Annotated in this window: 15 protein-coding genes; 12 read left to right on the forward strand and 3 right to left on the reverse strand. The window is 63.8% G+C overall.

Annotation, left to right across the window (positions count from 1 at the left end):
- Position 1: 1 nt before the first annotated feature.
- Genes G6P99_RS05895 through G6P99_RS05925 form a run of 7 tightly spaced genes read left to right on the forward strand, consistent with a single transcriptional unit; the run spans position 2 to position 4767 of the window.
- Positions 2-466 (forward strand): type II secretion system protein, encoded by a 465-nt coding sequence (locus G6P99_RS05895; RefSeq protein WP_029079778.1) that lies wholly within the window; start codon positions 2-4, stop codon positions 464-466.
- Positions 447-851 carry a prepilin-type N-terminal cleavage/methylation domain-containing protein gene (locus tag G6P99_RS05900; RefSeq protein ID WP_165127530.1) on the forward strand — a complete coding sequence of 135 codons (405 nt, stop codon included), beginning with the start codon at positions 447-449 and terminating at the stop codon, positions 849-851. Before G6P99_RS05895 ends, G6P99_RS05900 begins: the two co-directional genes overlap by 20 nt.
- A complete protein-coding gene (locus tag G6P99_RS05905) occupies positions 848-1576 on the forward strand; it encodes a PulJ/GspJ family protein (RefSeq protein WP_029079776.1) in 729 nt (242 codons plus the stop codon). The genes G6P99_RS05900 and G6P99_RS05905 overlap by 4 nt, the downstream gene beginning before the upstream one ends.
- Positions 1576-2490: a general secretion pathway protein GspK gene (locus tag G6P99_RS05910; protein ID WP_029079775.1), complete on the forward strand. Its 915-nt coding sequence runs from the start codon at positions 1576-1578 to the stop codon at positions 2488-2490. Before G6P99_RS05905 ends, G6P99_RS05910 begins: the two co-directional genes overlap by 1 nt.
- A complete protein-coding gene (locus G6P99_RS05915) occupies positions 2490-3563 on the forward strand; it encodes a PilN domain-containing protein (protein ID WP_029079774.1) in 1074 nt (357 codons plus the stop codon). The genes G6P99_RS05910 and G6P99_RS05915 overlap by 1 nt, the downstream gene beginning before the upstream one ends.
- A complete protein-coding gene (gene gspM, locus G6P99_RS05920; RefSeq protein ID WP_029079773.1) occupies positions 3560-4123 on the forward strand; it encodes a type II secretion system protein GspM in 564 nt (187 codons plus the stop codon). Before G6P99_RS05915 ends, gspM begins: the two co-directional genes overlap by 4 nt.
- Complete coding sequence (locus G6P99_RS05925; RefSeq protein WP_245284594.1) at positions 4123-4767, forward strand: hypothetical protein; 645 nt, start codon at positions 4123-4125, stop codon at positions 4765-4767. The genes gspM and G6P99_RS05925 overlap by 1 nt, the downstream gene beginning before the upstream one ends.
- 19 nt (positions 4768-4786) lie before the next feature.
- Here G6P99_RS05925 and G6P99_RS05930 read toward each other — a convergent pair whose 3' ends face one another.
- A complete protein-coding gene (locus G6P99_RS05930; RefSeq protein ID WP_245284593.1) occupies positions 4787-5308 on the reverse strand; it encodes a prepilin peptidase in 522 nt (173 codons plus the stop codon).
- 212 nt (positions 5309-5520) lie between these two features.
- Between G6P99_RS05930 and G6P99_RS05935 the strand changes: the two genes are divergently transcribed.
- The 4 genes from G6P99_RS05935 (at position 5521) to G6P99_RS05950 (ending at position 10774) form a co-directional block, all read left to right on the forward strand.
- Positions 5521-6306, forward strand: a complete 786-nt coding sequence (locus G6P99_RS05935; protein ID WP_029079770.1) for an EfeM/EfeO family lipoprotein — start codon at positions 5521-5523, stop codon at positions 6304-6306.
- On the forward strand, positions 6303-7679 hold the full coding sequence (locus tag G6P99_RS05940) for a cytochrome c peroxidase (protein WP_029079769.1): 1377 nt from the start codon (positions 6303-6305) through the stop codon (positions 7677-7679). The genes G6P99_RS05935 and G6P99_RS05940 overlap by 4 nt, the downstream gene beginning before the upstream one ends.
- A gap of 242 nt (positions 7680-7921) precedes the next feature.
- Complete coding sequence (locus tag G6P99_RS05945; protein WP_029079768.1) at positions 7922-9973, forward strand: alkaline phosphatase family protein; 2052 nt, start codon at positions 7922-7924, stop codon at positions 9971-9973.
- 120 nt (positions 9974-10093) lie between these two features.
- Positions 10094-10774 carry a hypothetical protein gene (locus G6P99_RS05950; protein WP_245284591.1) on the forward strand — a complete coding sequence of 227 codons (681 nt, stop codon included), beginning with the start codon at positions 10094-10096 and terminating at the stop codon, positions 10772-10774.
- A gap of 139 nt (positions 10775-10913) precedes the next feature.
- Here G6P99_RS05950 and G6P99_RS05955 read toward each other — a convergent pair whose 3' ends face one another.
- A complete protein-coding gene (locus G6P99_RS05955; RefSeq protein ID WP_029079767.1) occupies positions 10914-12338 on the reverse strand; it encodes a cytochrome c peroxidase in 1425 nt (474 codons plus the stop codon).
- A gap of 306 nt (positions 12339-12644) precedes the next feature.
- Between G6P99_RS05955 and G6P99_RS05960 the strand changes: the two genes are divergently transcribed.
- Positions 12645-14408, forward strand: a complete 1764-nt coding sequence (locus G6P99_RS05960; protein ID WP_029079766.1) for an alkaline phosphatase family protein — start codon at positions 12645-12647, stop codon at positions 14406-14408.
- A gap of 62 nt (positions 14409-14470) precedes the next feature.
- Here the strand turns inward: G6P99_RS05960 and G6P99_RS05965 are convergent, their stop codons facing one another.
- Positions 14471-18976 (reverse strand): DUF5801 repeats-in-toxin domain-containing protein, encoded by a 4506-nt coding sequence (locus G6P99_RS05965; protein ID WP_165127532.1) that lies wholly within the window; start codon positions 18974-18976, stop codon positions 14471-14473.
- Positions 18977-19081: the final 105 nt, after the last annotated feature.

Here is a 19081-nt window from a genome sequence, read left to right on the forward strand (position 1 = left end):
CATGAATGACGCGACGCAGCGCGGTTTCACTTTGCTCGAGATGGTGTGCGTGCTCGCCATCATCGCGCTGCTCGCGGCCGTGCTGCTTCCGTTCATTCCGCACCAAACCTCGCGTTCGCGGTTGCAGGCCTATGCGCTGCAGACCGCGACGCTCTTGAAGGCCGACCGCAATGCCGCCATCGAGCGCAGCACCAGCGTTGCGACGCTGGTCGATGCGGCGAGCCGGGTGATCCACTCGGGCGCATCGCGCATGGCGGTGCGAATTCCCGACGATGTGCGGTTCGATGCCGTGCTGCCGCAGCGCTGCCAGCGGCAGGCCGCGCTATCGACCATTCGTTTCTTCGCCAATGGCGGTTCCTGTGGCGGCTCCATCGCGCTGACGCGGCTCGATGCGGGATATGAAGTGCGCGTCAACTGGCTCACCGGAAGGGTTGAAATCGTTGCTCGTGACGTCGCCGCCAACTAACCGCGCTGACGCGGGGTTCACGATCATCGAGGTGCTGGTGGCGCTGGCGCTGGTGGCCGTCTCGATCGTCGCGATCGGCGCCGTGATGGGTGTCAAGACGCGCGGTGTTCGCTCCATGGAGCAGCACGTCGCGCTGATGCAGGCAGCGCGCACCTTGATGACGGTCGGCATTCCGCCCCGCGCCGAATTGCAGCCGGGCTCATCGACCGGGCAGGCGGAGGGCTACCGGTGGACCGTCGACGTCAGTCCGCTCGGTGGTGACTGGACGGTTCCCGAGGGCAACGTGCCCTGGGCCCCGGAGCTGGTGAGAATTCGCGTCAAATCTCCGGGCGGCGCATTGTCCGACGTCCGCACCGTGCGCCTGATGCCGAGGTCCTCGCAATGACCCCGGCGAACACAGACCAGCGCGCGCATGAGCGCGGCTTCACGCTGATCGAGACCATCGTCGCGCTGGCGCTGATGGGGCTGTTGCTGTCGGCGCTCGCCAGCATCACGGCGCAATGGTTGCCGAGCTGGAACCGGGGGCTCGACCGGATCCAGCGCAGCGAGCTGATCGGGATCGCGCTGGAACGGATCGGGGCCGACCTCGCCGCGGCGGAGTTCGTTGCCGCCAATCGCGACGCCCACAAGCCGCTGTTCGATGGATCGGAATTGTCGGTGACGTTCGTGCGGACGTCGGTGGGACCGAATGCGGGGCCGGGGCTCGACATTGTGCGGCTTGGCGAGATCAGGGATCGCGGCGAGTTCGTCACGGTGCGTTCGCAGGCGCGGTTTACACCGCTGGCCGACGGAGTGTCGCTATCGGAACAGGTGCATCTCGGCAGCCCGGTCGTGCTGCTGCGCGCGCCCTATCGGCTGTCCTTCGCCTATGCCGGTGCGGACCGGGCATGGAAAAGCGTGTGGCGGGATGCCGACAGACTGCCGGCGATGATTCGGCTGACGGTGCGTGATGCTGCCAGCGAACGGGTGCTGTCGGTGTCGACCATCGCGCCGGTCCATGTCCAGATTCCGAGCGACTGCACCAAGCCGGACGGCAATTGCGGCGACAAGCGCAATTCCGACGGCAACGCCGATCAGGGCAAGACGTCTACCGATCAGGGGAAGACGTGATGGGCGCGACCGGCAAGTGCGGCCGAACGCCGGCCGATCGCGGCTTCGTCATCGTTGCGGTGCTCTGGATCCTGCTGGCGCTGTCGTCGCTGGCGATCATCTTCTCGGCCTATCTCGCCGCGTCGGCGCGGGCGCTGGCCGCCAGCGACCTGTCGTTGCAGACCGAGGCGCTGATGTCGGCCGGAGTTGAGCTCGCAGCTTATCAATTGACGCTGACGGATGAGAAGACGCGGCCGCAGAGCGGGGCTTTTCATTTTGGGCTGGACGATGCCAGCGTCGGCGTGACCTTCACGTCGGAGGCGGGCCGCCTCGACCTGAATTACGCATCGAAGGAGATGCTGATTGGCCTGTTCGTCGTGCTCGGCGCCGGCAAGGACGCAGCCGGCGAATACGCCGACCGGATCGTCGGCTGGCGAACCCGGCCCGCGCCGGGCAGCGAGAATGTCGAGGCCGCCCGCTACAATGCGCTTGGCTACTCGCCGCGCCAGGGCCTGTTCGTCCATGTCAACGAGCTGGCGCTGATCGCCGGTATCCCCGAAGCCCTGGTCGACCGCGCGCTGCCGTTTGTCACGGTGTTCAACGGCAGCCCGGATGTCGATCTGAAGATCGCGGCGCCGGAAATCGTCAGGGCGCTGGACAAGGCATCGGGCAACGATCAGGACGGCTTCGGGGCGCGTTCGGCCTCGCCAAACGGCATCGCGGCCGGAACGCAGGCGCCGAACGCGCAAAGTGCGGCATCGACGGCGCAGAGCCCATGCTACCGGATCGCGATCTCGATCCGTTTCCGCAACGGCCATCGCACCACGTCCGAGGCGGTGATCGCGCTCGGCGACAAGGTCGAGCCCTATCGTGTGTTGTCCTGGCAGAACGATGTCGAACCGCGAAATCCGGTTCTGCTTCGCGGGAGAGGTTGATGGCAATATTTGCCGAAGCACGACAATGGTTCGAGCGTTGGATCGGCGCCGTCGCGGTCACCGTTGACGGCGTCGCTGATAGGTTCGTGCGCCGGCGTGGCGTCGCGCTCGACGAAAATGCCGACGGCACATTCACCGCCCGTCTCGCGGTGTCGAAGGATGGTTCACCCTCGGTGCCGGTTTCGTTTCGGCTCGATCACGATGTGCCACAGCCTCCACTGTCAACGGATTGGAAGACGGCGTTCGACGGCAGCCGGATCGAGGTGCGCTTGCGATCGGATCAAATCGTCAGCCGCGTGCTCGATTTCCCGAGTCAGGCTGGCGATTTCCTCGACGGCATGATCCGCGCGCAGGTCGACCGGCTGACACCATGGAGCGCCGCTGACGCGGTGTTCGGCTGGGGCGCGCCGCGGCCGGTCGGCAATGATCGTATTGAAGTCGCGTTCAGTGCGACCGCGGCGGCCAAGGTCGATCCGTTGATCCGGTTGGCCAGGACGCTGGGCGGCGCTTCCATCGCGGTCTCGGCGCCGGCGGTTGGCGGCGACGGCACGCTGCAGCAGGTGACGTTGCTCGATCGGCCGCTGCGGGGTCTTGCCGGACATCTGGTTCCGCGCCTGTTGCGCATCGGCCTGGTCTCGACGGCCGCCGCAGCCGCGGTCTCGCTGCTGCTGAACATCTATCTCGGCGGCTGGCTGCAATCGGAGCAGGACGATCTCCAGCACCGGATCTCGCAGCGCCGTGCCGCGCTGCGCCTTGACGCCAATGGCGATTCGTCCGGTCTCGGCCTGTTGGCCAAGCGCAAGCAAACGACGCCATCGAGCGTCATGGTCCTGGAAGCGATCTCGCGTGTATTGCCCGATACCACCTATGTGACCGAGCTGCGCATCGAGGGCAACAAGGTGCAGGTGGTCGGAATGACCCAGGATGCGCCATCCCTGATCAGGCTGCTGGAGCAGTCGCCGCAATTCACCCGCGCCACGTTCTTCGCGCCGACGACGCGCGCAGCGAATGAGACGGCGGAGCGGTTCCACGTCGAGGCCAACATCACCGCGAATTTTGGGTCCGGCACATGAGCACAGCATCCCGATCGCTGGCCGCCGTCAGCACCTCGCCACTGGTCGCGACCGCGAGCTATCTCGGCCTTTTCGTGCTTTTGCTCTTTGTCGTCATTTCGTCGCTGTCTGATATCGCTGGCCTGCGCAGCGATGTTGCGGCCTCGGCCGGAATGCTGGAGCAGCTCGAGGGACGATCCAGGGCGAACACCGCGCCAGGTCAGCCCGCGATGCCGACCGGCTCCGCTTATCTCGAGGGCGCCACCGTCACGGTTGCCGGCGCCACCTTGCTGCAACGTGTGTCGGGTGCCGTGATCAAGGCCGGCGGCAACGTGCTGTCGACGCAGCTAGACGTTCCCAACGTGCCGGCGAAGGCCGGCTTTCTCAGTATGGTCGCGAGCTGCGAGATCGAGCAGGCGCAATTGCAGCCGGTGCTCTACGATCTCGAAGCCAGCATGCCGTTCCTGTTCATCGACCAATTGGTCGTGCAGCCCGTCGCCGACGAGGCCGCCAAGGGCGCCGATCCCGGCAAGATGCGCGTGCTGCTCGGCGTGTCCGGACAATGGCGGGGAGCCAAGTGATGCGACGCTTTGCAGCGATCATCGTGCTCCTGGCCGCGTCGGTTCATGCTGCAGCGGCCGCCGTGCCCGACCGGTCCGGCGATGCGCTCGATGCCGGGCTGCTCGATGATACCCGCCTGGGCGGTCCGGTGCTGAGCTCGCCGCCGCCGTCCGAACCTGTAACGTCGGTCCGCGTGGCCCCTTCGCCGGCGCCGCCGCCGCGGCCACTCAGCGCAAATCCGCTGTGGGGCATCCCGCTCAAGACGCTGTCCAACACGCGCGACCGGCCGGTGTTCTCGCCGTCGCGGCGGCCGCCGCCCGCCGTCGTTGCGGAACCGGAGGTCAGCAAGCCAGCGCCGACGCCGCCGCGCAAGGTCGCGATCGAGCCGCCGCCGCTGTCGCTGGTCGGCACGATCGCGGGAGATGATGAAAGTTTCGGGATATTTCTCGATCAATCGAACAAGACCGCGCTGCGACTGAAGGTCGGTGACGATTTCCAGGGATGGAAGCTGCGAGCCATCAACGGACGTGAAGTCAGGATGCAGAAGGACGAGCAGGAGGCCGTGCTCTCATTGCCCCAGCCCGGCGGTGAAGAGAGCGGCGACGTCCGGCTCGTTCCGGTCAGCACGGAGCGGAAGCCTTTGGCCGCGCGGCGCCAGATGTGATTGCAGCGTCCAGCGGAAACTAGATCAGCGCGAGCCAGCTCTGAAGTGCCGCCGTCAGGAGAAGGCCGAGCGCAAGAAAAGGACCGAACGGGATCGACGTCTGGCGCTTCATCTCGTGTCCTGCGAGTTGCAGGCCTCCGGCAACTGCAAGTGCCGCGAGTGCCGCGATCAGCAGCAAGGTCGGAACCCCTGTCGCGCCGACCCAGATCGTGGCGGCGGCAAGAAACTTGACGTCGCCAAGTCCCAATCCGTCGACATGCCGCAAGGCGAAGTAAAGCCGCTGCAACAGCCAGAACACGGCGCCGACGAGGACCGCGCTCGCCATTGCGGTGAAGGCGGCTGTCGTGCCTTCAGTGACGACGACGTTCGCAAGACCGAGCGCGGCGATCGCAAGGTTCAGCCAATTTGGAATGATGCCGTGGCGAAGATCGATCAGCGCGACCGCGCAGCAGAGCATGCAAAGCGCGCCGTAAGACCCGATAAAATAAAGAACTTCGCGATCGATATGCATGGTGACGGGATAAGTGTGACGCGTGCTCAATGTGTTGCAACAACTCGCGCGCGTTGAACAGTCCATTCTCAATTGATCCGTCACCGCGCGACGGGTTTGCGAAATTGTGATCGTCATCGACGATAGCGAAGCAGAAAAGATGCGACAAAATGTCTGCGCTGTCACAAATCCGCATAGGACACCGACAATAGTCCGCACCACTACGTGCCGCGAGCCCTTCGTGGCAGATGAGTGGGTTGACTATGCACAAGATGCGAGTGGCGGCGTGCCTTGCTTTGCTGGCAGCGTTCGCGGGCGTGCGCGCCGCGAATGCCGGCGCTCTGGAGGAAGGTGCCGAGCGCTATCGGCCGTATTTGATCGAGGGCGTCGCCAGTGCGCTGACAGGCGCGCGTGCATTGCGCGAGCGCGCCGCGGCAGCGGATTTGCCCGGTGCGAAGAAGGCCTGGCTGTCGGCGCGCGCCGGCTGGGAGCGCTCGGAAGTGTTCACCGCAGGATTCGTTCCCGAGCTCGATGCGCAGATCGACGCCTGGCCGAACGCGGACAGCGGGTTCCACGCCATCGAGGCAAAGCTGTTCGGTGCTGCAAGCACCGACGTCGCCACTGACGCGGCGGGCCTTGTCGAGCATCTGAACGACCTTCACGGCAAGCTCAAGGACATCAAGCTGACGCCGCAGGGCCTCTTGGACGGCACGGTGCGGCTCGCTTACGAGGTCGGAGAGAGCAAGGCTGATGGCGGCGAATCGCGCATCAGCGGCACCTCGCTCGACGACATGCGCAACAACATCGCCGGCATCGACTTCGCTTACCACACGATTTTCTCTGCCGCGCTCAACACGGTCGACGGCAAGCTCGACGAGACGGTGAACAACCGGATCGAGCAGCTCGAGGCGATCGTCGCGACGCCCGACTTGCCGCGTGTCAACATTGCCGATCTGCGCCAGACCAGTGAGGAGCTGGTGATCGCGTTGCAGAGCGCATCGGCGAAGCTCGGCCTGCAGCGGCCGACCTTGGAGGCCCAGGCGCGATGACATCGCTTCAGCTGCGTCTGGCTGCACTGCTCTCCGGCGTCATCGCCCTTGCACTGCTCGGGCGCGCCGTGGCGTTTCCGGTCGATGGCGACAAGACCGTGCTGCCGGTTGCGACCGAGCTGAACGAGGATGCGCTCGACAAGCCGCGCGAGGTGTTCCAGTCCGAGCGCACCGGCAGCAAATCCTATCTGGTGAATCTCGGCGATCTCGCTTTCAATTCGCCCGGGTTGCTTGGCGAGGTGGCGCGGCAGGCCGGCGTGAGCTGCGGCACCTGTCACGTCAATGGTGCCAACAACGCCAAATTCTTCATGCCGAAGATGTCGAGCCGGCCCGGCACGTTCGACACCACCGGTCCTCTGTTCAATCCGAAGGCCAACAATCTGTCGTTCGATCCCGTGCGGATTCCGAGCCTGCGCGGCGCCCGCTACCTGGCACCCTATGGCGCCGACGGCCGGTTCGCCTCGCTGCGCGATTTCGTCCACAACGTCATCACCAGCGAGTTCGCCGGACCGGAGCCGTCGCCGGCAACGCTCGATGCGATCGTGGCCTATATTCACGACATCGACTTCCTGCCCAACCCGAGCCTGGGCCCCGCGGGACGGCTGGCTGGCAAGATCACCGAGCCGGAACGCCGCGGCGAGGCGTTGTTCTCGCGGCCGTTTCCGCACGATCCTGCGCTGAGCTGCGCCGGCTGCCATGTTCCATCGTCGGGCTTTGTCGATCATCAGCAACACGACATCGGTTCAGGCGGACTGTTCAAGACGCCGACCCTGCGCAACGCCGACTTCAATGCGCCGTATTTTCACGACGGCCGCTTCGACAATGTCAGCCAGGTCGTCGATTATTTCGACCGCACGTTTCAGCTCGATCTCTCGGCGCAGGACAAGGGCGACCTCGTCGCCTATCTCACGGCGGTGGGCGATGGCGTGCAGCCCTATGAGCGCGACGGTGCCGGCGCCACGCTGAAGGAGATCAACGATTTCTCGACGGTGCTTGCGACCGCGATTCCTGCCGGCGACAAGGACATCGTCGCACTGGCGGTCGATACGATCGGCCGTGAGCTGCGCGAATTGACCGAGCAATACCCGGATCGCAAGAACACCAGCGTATCAGGCGGCGAGCAGCAGCGCGTGCTTGCGCGCAGCGGTCTCAAGGAGCTGGTGCTCACGCTGCGGCGAATCGAAATGGCTGTTGCAGCGGGGCGCAGCGCGGATGCTGCAACCGAGTTCAGGAACTATCGCAATCTGATGGCCGCTGCTGTTCCGGCGTTGCTGGCCAGTGCGGAGCCGTGGTCGTTGTTCAATCAGAACGTGCATGATCAGCATTATGCTGCGCTTCGCCAGGTGATGCGCTCCAAGCATGTTTCGCATTGATTGGGCTGTATTTAAGCTCTTTTGCTGACCCGCTTCGCTGCGTGGATCGCTTGATCGTTTCTCAACCAATGATTGAATATTTGAATCGCGGAGTTGCGCGCGCTGCTGATGATGTCTCCGCGAAAATATTTGAACGTTTCGAAATTTCTTGCGCGCATTCATGTAAGCGAAAACCATGCGTCATATTGCCGCACTAAGCAGGGTGCGTTGCTAACCGCAAACACCTGAGGTCGACAATGAGTTTGAATTACAAAAAGCACTGGCGAACCAGCACCGCGCTCTGCATCGCGTCTACGGTGCTCGTTGCGACAGCCGCATATGCCGCTCACTATCCGGGCGGTCACAGTGATTGGGACAAGCGCCCGCATCACAACAACAAGGCGCACCACGACGCCGATCGCGCCAAGAATGACCACGATCATGGTGACAAGGATCACGGCGACAAGGTGAAGACCGCCTCGCCGATCAAGCACGTCATCATCCTGATCGGTGAGAACCGCGGCCTCGATCACACCTTTGGCATCTACAAGCCGAAGGGCAAGGGGCAGACGATCTCCAACCTGCTGTCGAAGGGCATCGTCAACGAGGACGGAACGCCGGGTCCGAACTTTGCGCAGGCGCAGCAGTACTCGGTCGCGGGCCAGACGTCCTTCTATATCGGCGCGCCGACCATCTCGAAGTCGCCCTACAACGCGACCAACCTGATGCCGCAGCCGAACACCAACGGCACGCCGACCGCGCAGAGCGACACCTCGCCCCCGTTCAAGACGATCGCCGAAGCCAGCGTCGAGAAGGACATGGACCCGGCGGATCTCGACATCCTCACCACCGGCTTCAGCGGTCTGCCGACCGGTGTGCTTGATACCCGCGTTCCCGGCGCCGGCGGTCTGAACGGACCGTTCCAGTTGCAGGGCGAGCAGCTCTCTGACGACGACTACACCGGCGACTCGACGCATCGCTTCTATCAGGACTGGCAGCAGGAAGACTGCAACGCCGCCAGCGCCACCAAGAAGAACAACTCGGGCTGCCTGAACGACCTGTTCCCGTTCGTGATGGCGACCTATTCGGCGTCCAACAAGAGCATGGCCAACTCGATGGGCTTCTACAACGCCCAGCAGGGTCAGGCCCCGGTCCTGAAGATGCTCGCCGACCGCTTCACGCTGAGCGACAACTTCCACCAGTCGTTCCACGGCGGCACCGGCGCGAACCACTTCATGCTCGGCACCGGCGATGCGGCGTTCTGGAGCGACGGCAAGGGCAACCCGGTGACGCCGCCGGCCAGCCTGATCGCCAACCCCAACCCGGCCGCGGGTTCGGTCAACCGCTACACCGTCGATGGCAATTGGAGCAACTGCTCTGATGTCTTCCAGCCGGGCGTGAAGCCGATCGTCACCTATCTCAACAATCTGCCGTACGCGGCCGAGCCGAACTGCAAGCCCAACCACTACTACATGCTCAACAACGTCAATCCGGGCTATCTGCCGAACGGCGCGCTGGCGGGCGGCAACAACGTCCCGCCGTCGTCGGTTCGCACGATCGGCGACGCGCTCATGGAGAAGAACATCTCCTGGGCGTTCTATGGTGGTGCGTTTAACGACGCCGTGGCGCTTTCCAACGCCGCGGTTGCCGCCAATCCGTCGAACCCGAACCTCAGCGCCGCCGCGGTTGCCGATCCGGCACACGCGCTCGGCGTTGCCTACTGCCAGATCTGCAATCCGTTCCAGTATGCGACCTCGATCATGGCCAACCCGGCCGTGCGCCAGGCTCACATGAAGGACACTGCCGATCTAATCACGTCGATCGAGAAGAACACGTTGCCCTCGGTGTCGTTCGGCAAGCCGGATGGCCTGCTCGACGGTCACCCGCAGAGCTCGAAGGTCGATCTGTTCGAGGCCTATGTCCTGAACGTGCTCAACGCGCTGGACAACAACCCCGAGCTGAAGGCTGAAACCGCTGTCTTCATCACCTGGGACGAGGCCGGCGGCTATTGGGACTCCGGCTACCAGCAGTCCATCGACTTCTTCGGCGACGGACCGCGGATTCCGACCCTGATCCTTTCGCCCTATTCGACGGGCGGCAAGGTCAACCACAACTACGCCGACCACGTTTCGCTGCTGAAGTTCATCGAACGCAACTGGGCCCTCCAGCCGCTCACGAACCGCAGCCGCGATAACCTGCCGAACCCGAGCTACTCGAAGAACAACGAGTATGTCCCGACCAACAGCCCGGCACTGTCTGATCTGTTCGACGCGTTCGACTTCAGCAAGCCGGTCACGTTGTCCTACACCGAGTGATCAAGCTCTCGCCCAGCGCGAGGTCTTGAATCCATCCGAGGCCGGCGCCGATCGAACCCATGGTTCGGTCGGCGTCGTCATGTTTTGCCTGCCCACCAGATGATCGATCGGGAATATGCGATGAAGCGTAACGAGAAGATTTGTTCGGGAAGCCCTGCGGCCTGCCTGCTTGCCGTTGCCGTCCTGGCCAATGCGACGATGCCGGCCCAGGCGCAGCAGTTTTCCGCCGACCTCGTCGCGAGGAAGGATGATACGGCAACAGCCATGGGAACCTTGCGGGTCTCGGACGGAAAAGCACGGATCGAGACAGCCGCGTTGCCCGATGGCTTCTTCCTGATCGATACGGCCAGGCCCGCGGCCTGGTTCGTCCGTCCGGGCGCCCGCGTCTTCATGGACGCAAGACAATCGAGCCCGCTCACCCAAATGTTCGTTCCGGTCGATCCGGACCAACCCTGCCGGCAATGGCAGGCGATCGCGCAACTGGCCGCGCCGATCGATGTCGCGACATGGCATTGCCAACGCGACGGAGAGGAGACGATCGCGGGGCGCGCCACCGATGTCTATCGGGTCACGGCGTCGTCCGGTCCCGGCTTCGTCGGGTGGATCGACCGCGCGCGGAAATTCCCGGTGCAGATCAAGACCGCGGATGGGACGGTGATCGCCGTCGATCACATCCGCGACGAGCCCCAGCCGGCGCAGGCCTTCGAAATCCCGGCGAACCTGCGCAAATTCGACCCGCAGACACTGATCCGCAGGATTCAGCAGAGCGACGTATGGGTTGCGCCGCCGGCTTCGGAGTGAGCCGATGTGTGCCGGTGCCTACTGCGATTGCCGGCTAAAGCATGATCCGGAAAAGTGCGAAGCGGTTTTCCCTCGCGACAAACGCAATGCGTTTGCGCGGAGATCATGCGCAGACAAGGAGCCATAGCGCGACGATGATTCATCGCGCATTGGTCACCGGCAGGATCCGGCCGAGCGCCGTGTAGTGCGACTGATGCACGTTGCTGTTGAACAGCGACCAGGGCTCGACCTTCTTCAGGGCGACGGGAACGTCGAAATTCACCAGCTGGGCGAATTGGCGATATTCGGCCATCGCATCGTCGATACGGCCGGCTCCAACGTCGAGATCAATGCGGCGCAGGGTGAGGACGAGGTCCTTCAGGATCGCGCGCGCCGCCAGCCGCTCGTCCTTGCCGCCGATCGAGCTGTTCCTGATGTCGGGAATCCGCTCGGTCAATTCACGCAGCTCGGCGCCGACGCCGGTCACGGCCAGCGACACCACCGCGGTATCGGCGGCCGGGATGGCGACCTCGAGGACGCTCGACAGTTCAAGCACTTCCTTCATCCGGAGCACGACGCCGTCCTTTTCGAACGGACGGTCGCCGTCACCGACCGCAGTCAGATAGGCGACGAGGTCCTGCGTGTCCTCGGTCGACAGGTCGAGGTCGAACACGCGGTCGAAATGCTCCACCACCTGCTCGTAACTGTCGTAGCGGCCATCGTGGAAATACGGCGCGTTGAAGTTGGCGTTCAGCAAAGTGGGGGTCTTGACCAGTCCGCCGGATCCGACGTCGTGACGCAGCTGGTCGTTGAAGGTTGCCCCCGGAACATGACAGCCGGCGCAGCTCAGCTCGGCCTGCTTCGGGAACGGCTTGAAGAACAGGTGCTCGCCGCGGCGCTCCGCAACACTGGCCTGTGCGGCAAGCCTGCCGCCGGGCCCGAGCTTTGGATTCGGCAGGAACTCGATGTCGTTGATATAGGCGACCAGGCCGTCGAGAATCTCGTCGCGCGGCTTTGGACCCGAAAATTCATTGACGATGACATTATAGACGAAGTCGCGGAGCGAGCCGATGCGCCCGTCATGTCCGTAGGGCGCGAGGAAGCGGGCGCCGCGCAGGCTCGGTATCCTGACCGGATCGAGGATGCTGTTGAACGTCTTGGCATTGAAGAGAAGGCTGGTCGTGTCGAAGGTGCCGGGACGCGAAGAGGCTCCGGGGACGAATAATTTCGGGTTCGATGCGCCATTGACGTGGCAGGTGCCGCAGCTCATCTCGGCCTGCCGGGCCTTGCCGCCCAGGATGGAAGGCGAATTGAAGGCGAGATCGCCGAGATTGACCAGATAGGACTTTCGGCCGCCCATCGCTTCGGAATGAAAAAGCTCGCGCGGCCGCGCCAGCGCCTCCTCGGAAAATTCGGTGCCGGCCGGCAGCACCGTCTGGTCGCCGCCGAGCGGGAACGCGGTCGCGCGCAACGGAAGGAAGGCCGCGACGAGCGTCAGCAGCGCGATCGGCGCGTGCTTCACGCCGCGACCGGCGATTGCGGTCCGACCTGCTCCGGAATCGCGCGCAACAATTTCGCAAGCCATCGCGAGAATTCGCCCCTGTCACAAATCGCTTCGTGCCGCCGCCCGATCGGAAGATGTCACGGAGGTGACAGTTTTCTGTCGGCGGGACCAATGACCGTCTGATTGGATAGACGAAGGTTGATTGCGGTTTGATGACGGCAACGAAGCCGAAACCGATGGTTACGCTTCTTACCGGGCGATACTCTGTCGCGGCGTGAACGACACGTCATGCCTTCGCGCGCGCGTCGAAAAACGGTCATCCCAGCGAAATGTGTTTTGCTTAGCGTGTAGCTCCATTTCTATTTCTTTCTAAATCAGGAGAGCACTATGCGGCTTTGGGGAGCCATTCCGGCGCTCGCAATTGTTGCTGGCACCGTTGCCACCGCACCGGTGGCAAACGCCGAGAATCTGGTCGAAAAGATCATCGATGAATTCAAGCACGAGGTCAGGGACGAGCTGCGTGATCTGCGCGATCGCGGTCATGAAGGTGTGCATCAGTACAAGCACATCGTGGTCATCTACCAGGAGAACCACAGCTTCGATAACCTCTACGGTCACTGGGGCGATGTCGGCCGTGACCGGATCAATGGCACCCCCGACGCCGATGCGGCGCACACCTTGCAGGTCCGGCAGGACAATCAGACCGTCTATGCCTGTCTGCTGCAGAACGACGTCAACCTGACCTCGCCGTCGCCGCAGCCGACGAGCTGCACCGACAATACGGGCACCGTCGCGATCCTGAGCGCCTTCAAGAACAAGCCGTTCGAGATCAACGACTTCATTCCGACCTCGGCCACCACCTGCCCGAAACCGGTCGGCGCTTTCGCTGCGCACGGCTTCCTCAACGGCACCGGCGCGCCCGGCGGCTGCACCGAGGATATCGTGCATCGCTTCTACAACGAGCAGTACCAGCTCAACGGCGGCCGGCAGAACCGCTACGTGACCGGCAGCGACGCGTCGGGCCTGACGATGGGCTACTACGACACCAAGAAACTGCCGATCTACAGCTATCTGCACGGCCACGGCGCCCCGAACTACGTCATCGCCGACAGCTTCTTTCAGGGCGCCTTCGGTGGTTCGTTCCTCAACCACCAGTTCTTTGTTGCAGCCGCGGCGCCGCAGTTCGTCGGTGCCTTGAGCGACGGCAGCGCCAACGACTTCCACTCGATCGTCGATGCCAACGGCATGCCCACCAGCACGCCGCTCTATACGCCGGTCTCCACCGTGAAGGATGCGCAGCTGACGGCAAAGTGCAGCCAGACCGGGCTGCCGGCGGGCCTCGCCTGCGGCGACTATGCGGTCAACACCACGCAGCCGACCTACCAGCCCTATTCGCCGGGCACCCCAGACATCAAGCGCCTGCCGCCGCTGCACACGCCGAACATCGGCGATCGGCTGTCGGCAAAGCACGTTGACTGGGCCTGGTATTCGGGCGGCTGGTCGAACGCCAATGGCGACGTCGGCGCTTCCGGCTGGACCAACGGCAACGGCACGACCTGCACCGATCCGAACCATCTTTCGACGGCGGTGTTCCCGAATTGCGCCGACGTGGACTTCCAGTTCCACCATCAGGCGCTCAACTACTTTGCCAATTACGCGCCGGGAACGCAGGCCCGTAGGGATCATCTGAAGGACGAGGCGGAGTTCATCCAGGCGGCCAAGAGCGGCCGGCTGAAGCAGGTCAGCTTCATCAAGCCGATCGGCGAGGAGAACGAGCATCCGGGGTACACCAGCGAGTCCGAAGGCAGCCAGCATCTCGTCGATCTCGTCAAGGCGATCGCCGAAGGGCCGGATGGCAAGGACACGCTGATCGTCATCACCTATGACGAGTTCGGTGGGCAGTGGGATCACGTTCCGCCGCCGCCGCACAACCGTCATGGTGCCGAAGCCAGGGCTGCGGACCAGTGGGGCCCGGGCACCCGCATTCCGGCGCTGCTGATCGCCAAGCGCTTCAACAAGTCGGGCGTCGCGCATGAGGATTTCGACACCACGTCGATCCTCAAGATGCTCGAAAAGCGCTTTGATCTCGATCCGCTGGTGACGCGCCCGGTGCGCAGCCTTTCGGCGGCGCTGAAGGCCGGCGACCACTGACAAGAGAAGCGATCCTGGCCCGCGTCAACGTCTGACGCGGGCCGGAGTGTGTGGAGGAGTAGTTAGACGATCAGATCATGAGGCGTATGGGTCACGACGGCGTCCGGCATGTGGTTTGAGAAGTAATCCGGCTGGTGCTCCGGGATAGCTGGCCCAGTTGCTGGCGCTCCGTCTGCAGCCCCTTGTGCCAGGCGAAATCCGGCGGAATCCTGATGGTAACCGAACCACGTGGCGGTTTGATCGAAGTCTGGAGGAGGCGAAGCTCCCTGCTGTTCAAGGCTCGGAAGCTCCGCCGCGAAATGAAAGGACTGCCCGGTCGTTGCGGATGTTCCGCCGTCTACAAAGGGCAACATGGCCTGAGACAAGGCCGCGTCGACGTGGCCGCTCGTTGACGTCGGGCTAACGTCGGGCGCTGGAGCGCTGGTGCTGCCGCCGACCGGCGGTGCAGCACTGTCCGGGCTGGCCGCGAATGTGAAGGCATCCATCCCCGCCGTGTGGCACTGAATATCGACCTGAAGGTTGGTCGTGGCCGAGTCGCCGTCTCCGTCGACCGCAGTTACATCGAACAGGAGATCTGCGTTGATACTCGTCTTTTCAGTATAGCTGATGTTGTTGACCGCGAAGGTGGGGTGCCCGGCCTCCGCCCGATCATAGTCGACCTGGACTTGATTGAACGCCCTGTCAACGTACAGCGTGTACGTCGTCGTCGTGGCATTAAAAGTGTAGGTGTCGATCAGCGAAGCATCCGATGTCTCCTGGACCACGAAGCTGGCGCTGCCGCACAGCGGCTTGGGAACATCGATGCAGAAGTCGTGAACGTCGGAGCTGCCGTCAAGAACCTTGAGGATCACACCGGCCGTGCCATAGCCCTGCCATTGCGTGAGATTGAAACTGACCTGCGACTGCTGCCCGGTGAACGCGAGGTTCAACTGCTCGGCCGGGTCCATTTGCAGTCCGCTGTCGCCGACCGCGATACCGCAACTCGATGCCTTGACATCGAGCGGATGGCCGGCGCAGTCAGACCCGGTAATCACCAATTGCCCATCCGGAGCAGTCAATGACGGCGTGCCGCAGGGCGGCGCGTCGAAATCGGAGCCGCTAACGGTGACGTCCTTCGACGGCCCGGCGTGCTCGAGATCAAAGCAATATGTTCCGTCCGGACTGATCAGCAACCTGAAGTACGGATCGGCCAGCGTGCCGCCGCAATCCGCAAGATAGGCGTCCAGTTCAACGCCGCCGCCCACCTGATGGGTCGTATAGTAGAAGCTGTAGTCATCGCCATGTCCGGTGACGTGCACCGAGGTAACGCCGTCACCCAGGCAAGACGTAGCCAGATCGTATCCCGTGCAGCCGACTGCACCGTCGTGGACGGCAACGCGCATCGCGGCGTCGCCATCCGCGCCGAAATCGACATGGTAAGTGCCGGTCGCGGTTTGATCGTCCCGGGCGGTGACGAAGGTCTCCGGGAAGCCGCAAATGGTCGGGTGATCGTCCGTGATCGTCAGTTGCTTGCCGAGGTCGATGCACGCAGTCTGGAAGTCGCCATCCTTGTCCGTAATGGTGGCGACCAGGTTTACGACGCCGGCGGTTAGTGAGACGGCTTCGTCAGCGCTGGTGCAGGACGGATGCGTCACCGCGCGATACTCGGTGAAAGTGACGCTTCCCGTGGCCGGATCAACCGCGATGGTGAATGCCAGCTCCCCGCTTGCGGTGCCGACGTGACCTTCGATCGTGTTGCCGTGCTGAACCAGCACGTCGGCGAGGCCGGTATGCGAGTCGGTCAGACCGGACGGGGTGCAGTTACCTCCGTTGATCGTCAGCGCATAGTGGGTCGTCGCGCCATCGGCGCCCTGGAGCGAAGTGAACGCCGTCGAGAAATCGGCTGATATTGTCGTCAGCGCCGCGTCCGGCGCGGAGCCGGCAATGTGGCCGTCCAGCGCCGTTGCCGTCAGATGCGTCTCGCTCAGCGTCAGCGACGGAGCGGTGCCGTTGGCCCGGATGCAGGGGCCATCGTCGCTGATGGATAGCCTGCTGCCGAGGTCGAGGTTGGCGCTCTGGAAGTCGCCGTCCCTGTCGGTGATCGTGGCAGTCAGGTTTACGATGCCGGCGGCCAGCGATATGGCCTCGTCGCTGTCCGGGCTGGTGCCGAGCGGCTGCTCCACCGGCCGGTAGTCGGTGAAGGTCACACGTCCCGTAGCCGGATCAAGCGTGATAGTGAATGCCAGTGTGCCGTTGGTCGCGCCGACGCGGCCTTCGATCGTGTTGCCATTCAGAACCAGCAGGTCGGCGAGGCCGGTATGCGAGTCGATCAGCCCCGACGCTGCGCCGTTGCCGCCCGTGATCGTCAGCGCGTAGCGGATGGTCGCGCCATCGGCGCCTTGCACCGAAGTGAAGGCCGCCGAGAAATCGGCTGAAGTCGTCGTCAGCGCCGCGTCCGGTGCCGAGCCGGCGATGTGGTCGTCCAGCGCCGTTGCCGTCAGATGCGTCTCGCTCAGCGTCAGCGATGGGGCTGTGCCCGCCGCCGCAATGTGCGGGCCATCGTCGGTGATCGTCAGCTGCTTGCCGAGATCGATGCTTATGTCCTGGTACCGGCCGTCGCTGTCCGTGACCGTCGCGATCAGGTTTACAATGCCGGTCTCCAGCGCGATCCCTTCGCCGTTGTCGGGGCTGGTGCCGGACGATTGCTCCACCGCGCGGTGCTCGACGAAGGTCACGCGGCCCGTGGCCGGATCAACCGCGATGGTGAATGCGAGCGCCCCGCCTGCTGTGCCGACACGGCCTTCGATGGTGTTGCCGTTCAAAACCAGCACGTCGGAGAGGCCGGTGTGCGAGTCGATCAGCCCCGACGCCGCGCCGTTGCCGCCAGTGATCGTCAGCGCGTAGCTGGCGGTCACACCCGGTGCGGTGACGAACGCTGCCGAGAACTCGCCTGAGGTCGTCGTCAACGCGGCGTCCGGTGCCGAGCCGGCGATGTTGTCGTCCAGCGCTGTCGCTGTCAGATGGGTCTCGCTCAGCGTCAGCGACGGCGCCGGTCTGGCCTCGATCAGCGGGCCGTGGATGGTGATCGTCACCACCTGCGGGGTTCCGCCTATCGTGGCCACCGTGAAGCTGTCGGTCAGGGTTTGGCCGACATGGAGGGCTTGCACGGAGCTGTCGGCGTTGTTGAGCGTATAGGTCCACACGCCGGCCGTTGTGAGCGTGAATGAGCCGTGGCCGCCCGCGCTTGTCGTCGGCGCGTTGATGGCGGTGAAGGTATTGGCGGGATCGTCGACATCGGTGTCGGTGAGCGTGCCGGTCGCGATGAGCAGACCGGGCGAGGCCCCACTGACGCCGACTGCACCCACAACTGCGCCGGCCTTGGCGCCGGAAATGATAGAGGCGTCGTCGACACCAACAATGGGGATGTCGAAGCTCTCGCTGGTCGAGAGCGTGCCGTCCGATACGGTGATAACGAAACTTTGGGTCGAGTTGACCTTCAGCGCGTTGATCGCGGCATTGTTCGGAACGAAGGTGTAGTTTCCGGTCTCGCTGTTGAGGTAGAGCGTGCCAAACGCGCCGGTGCTCGACACGTCGTAGGTCAGCTGGCCCTGCACCACGTTGCCGGCACTTCCTCCGCCGATGCCGAATGTCACCGCACCGTTCTTGCTGCTCGCGGAAAAAGTTCCGCTCGCCGTACCGAAGTCATCAAATTTCGCGGTATCGATTTCCGTCAGTCCTGCTCCGAGGTTCAGGTGCGGCGGCACCGGCGGCGGCTTGAAGGTCTCGACGTTGGCAAAGATGACCACCGGCACGGGCGCGAGCGGATCTGGCGTCAGCGGTTGCGCGCCAGGCTGAAAATTGATCGGTTGCAGCAACGGCGACCCGTCGAAGGTCGACGTGCCGGACCCTTTCGATCCCGGTCCCTTCTCGAAATAGGCGAGCGTCTCCTGCTGGGCCTCCCGCAATTCCTGCATGTGCGAAGGGGAATTCGTGGCCTGGCTGACGCCGACGGAGGACCCCTTTCTGCTCAGGATGATCGTCTCTCCGGGATCCTCGACGATGATATGCCGGGGGATCGCCTCCTTGGTCACGAGCTCGAAGACGCCGTGGTGGAGGTCCTTGTAGTTGATGCTGTCGTCGTCCAGGAACGTGACGTTCGACTCCGCGGCCCGGGCTTCTTTCAGGAGCGAGAAGGTCAGCGCGGTGAGCGTCAGTGTGCCGAAGCCGCCCGCTCGAAAGTTGCCAACCGGTGGGTCCGCGGCCGGGGTGCCCGACCTTGCCAGCCAACTGCCAATGGAACGGAAGATGTCCCTGGTCCTCGCGAGCAGGCCCGGTCGCGCGATCTCGTTGGGGTCCTGCGCGCATGCACTTAGCTCGAGGCAGGTGCCACCTGGCAGATCGAGCACCCTGCCACCGATCAACCGTATCTCGATCCGCCCGCCGGCTTCGACCTCGATGACGTCACCCTCGCGAACGGGATCGCCAATCGTGCCTCGAACCGCGATGCCGCTTGCACGCCTGATAGTGCCGCAGCCGATCGCCGTCTGAATGTTGCCGATGAATCGGGGCGGCTGGCCCAAATCGGCCATGCACACGCCCCCGAACTCGACGCCGGACGCAACTGACATTGGCTTTTCGCCTGTTGAGCAGCTCAGACCGGAACGCGGTGCCGTAGTTTTTTGGTTTGGCTCGCC

The organism is Bradyrhizobium sp. 6(2017), from assembly GCF_011058295.2.
In the GTDB taxonomy this organism is placed as follows: Bacteria; Pseudomonadota; Alphaproteobacteria; order Rhizobiales; family Xanthobacteraceae; genus Bradyrhizobium; species Bradyrhizobium septentrionale.

Coding starts and splice junctions, on each gene's coding strand:
- G6P99_RS05895 (WP_029079778.1), top strand. CDS start 2: ATGAATGACGCGACGCAGCGCGGTTTCACTTTGCTCGAGATGGTGTGC.
- G6P99_RS05905 (WP_029079776.1), top strand. CDS start 848: ATGACCCCGGCGAACACAGACCAGCGCGCGCATGAGCGCGGCTTCACG.
- G6P99_RS05910 (WP_029079775.1), top strand. CDS start 1,576: ATGGGCGCGACCGGCAAGTGCGGCCGAACGCCGGCCGATCGCGGCTTC.
- G6P99_RS05915 (WP_029079774.1), top strand. CDS start 2,490: ATGGCAATATTTGCCGAAGCACGACAATGGTTCGAGCGTTGGATCGGC.
- gspM (WP_029079773.1), top strand. CDS start 3,560: ATGAGCACAGCATCCCGATCGCTGGCCGCCGTCAGCACCTCGCCACTG.
- G6P99_RS05925 (WP_245284594.1), top strand. CDS start 4,123: ATGCGACGCTTTGCAGCGATCATCGTGCTCCTGGCCGCGTCGGTTCAT.
- G6P99_RS05935 (WP_029079770.1), top strand. CDS start 5,521: ATGCACAAGATGCGAGTGGCGGCGTGCCTTGCTTTGCTGGCAGCGTTC.
- G6P99_RS05940 (WP_029079769.1), top strand. CDS start 6,303: ATGACATCGCTTCAGCTGCGTCTGGCTGCACTGCTCTCCGGCGTCATC.
- G6P99_RS05950 (WP_245284591.1), top strand. CDS start 10,094: ATGAAGCGTAACGAGAAGATTTGTTCGGGAAGCCCTGCGGCCTGCCTG.
- G6P99_RS05955 (WP_029079767.1), bottom strand. CDS start 12,338: ATGGCTTGCGAAATTGTTGCGCGCGATTCCGGAGCAGGTCGGACCGCA.
- G6P99_RS05960 (WP_029079766.1), top strand. CDS start 12,645: ATGCGGCTTTGGGGAGCCATTCCGGCGCTCGCAATTGTTGCTGGCACC.
- G6P99_RS05965 (WP_165127532.1), bottom strand. CDS start 18,976: ATGGCCGATTTGGGCCAGCCGCCCCGATTCATCGGCAACATTCAGACG.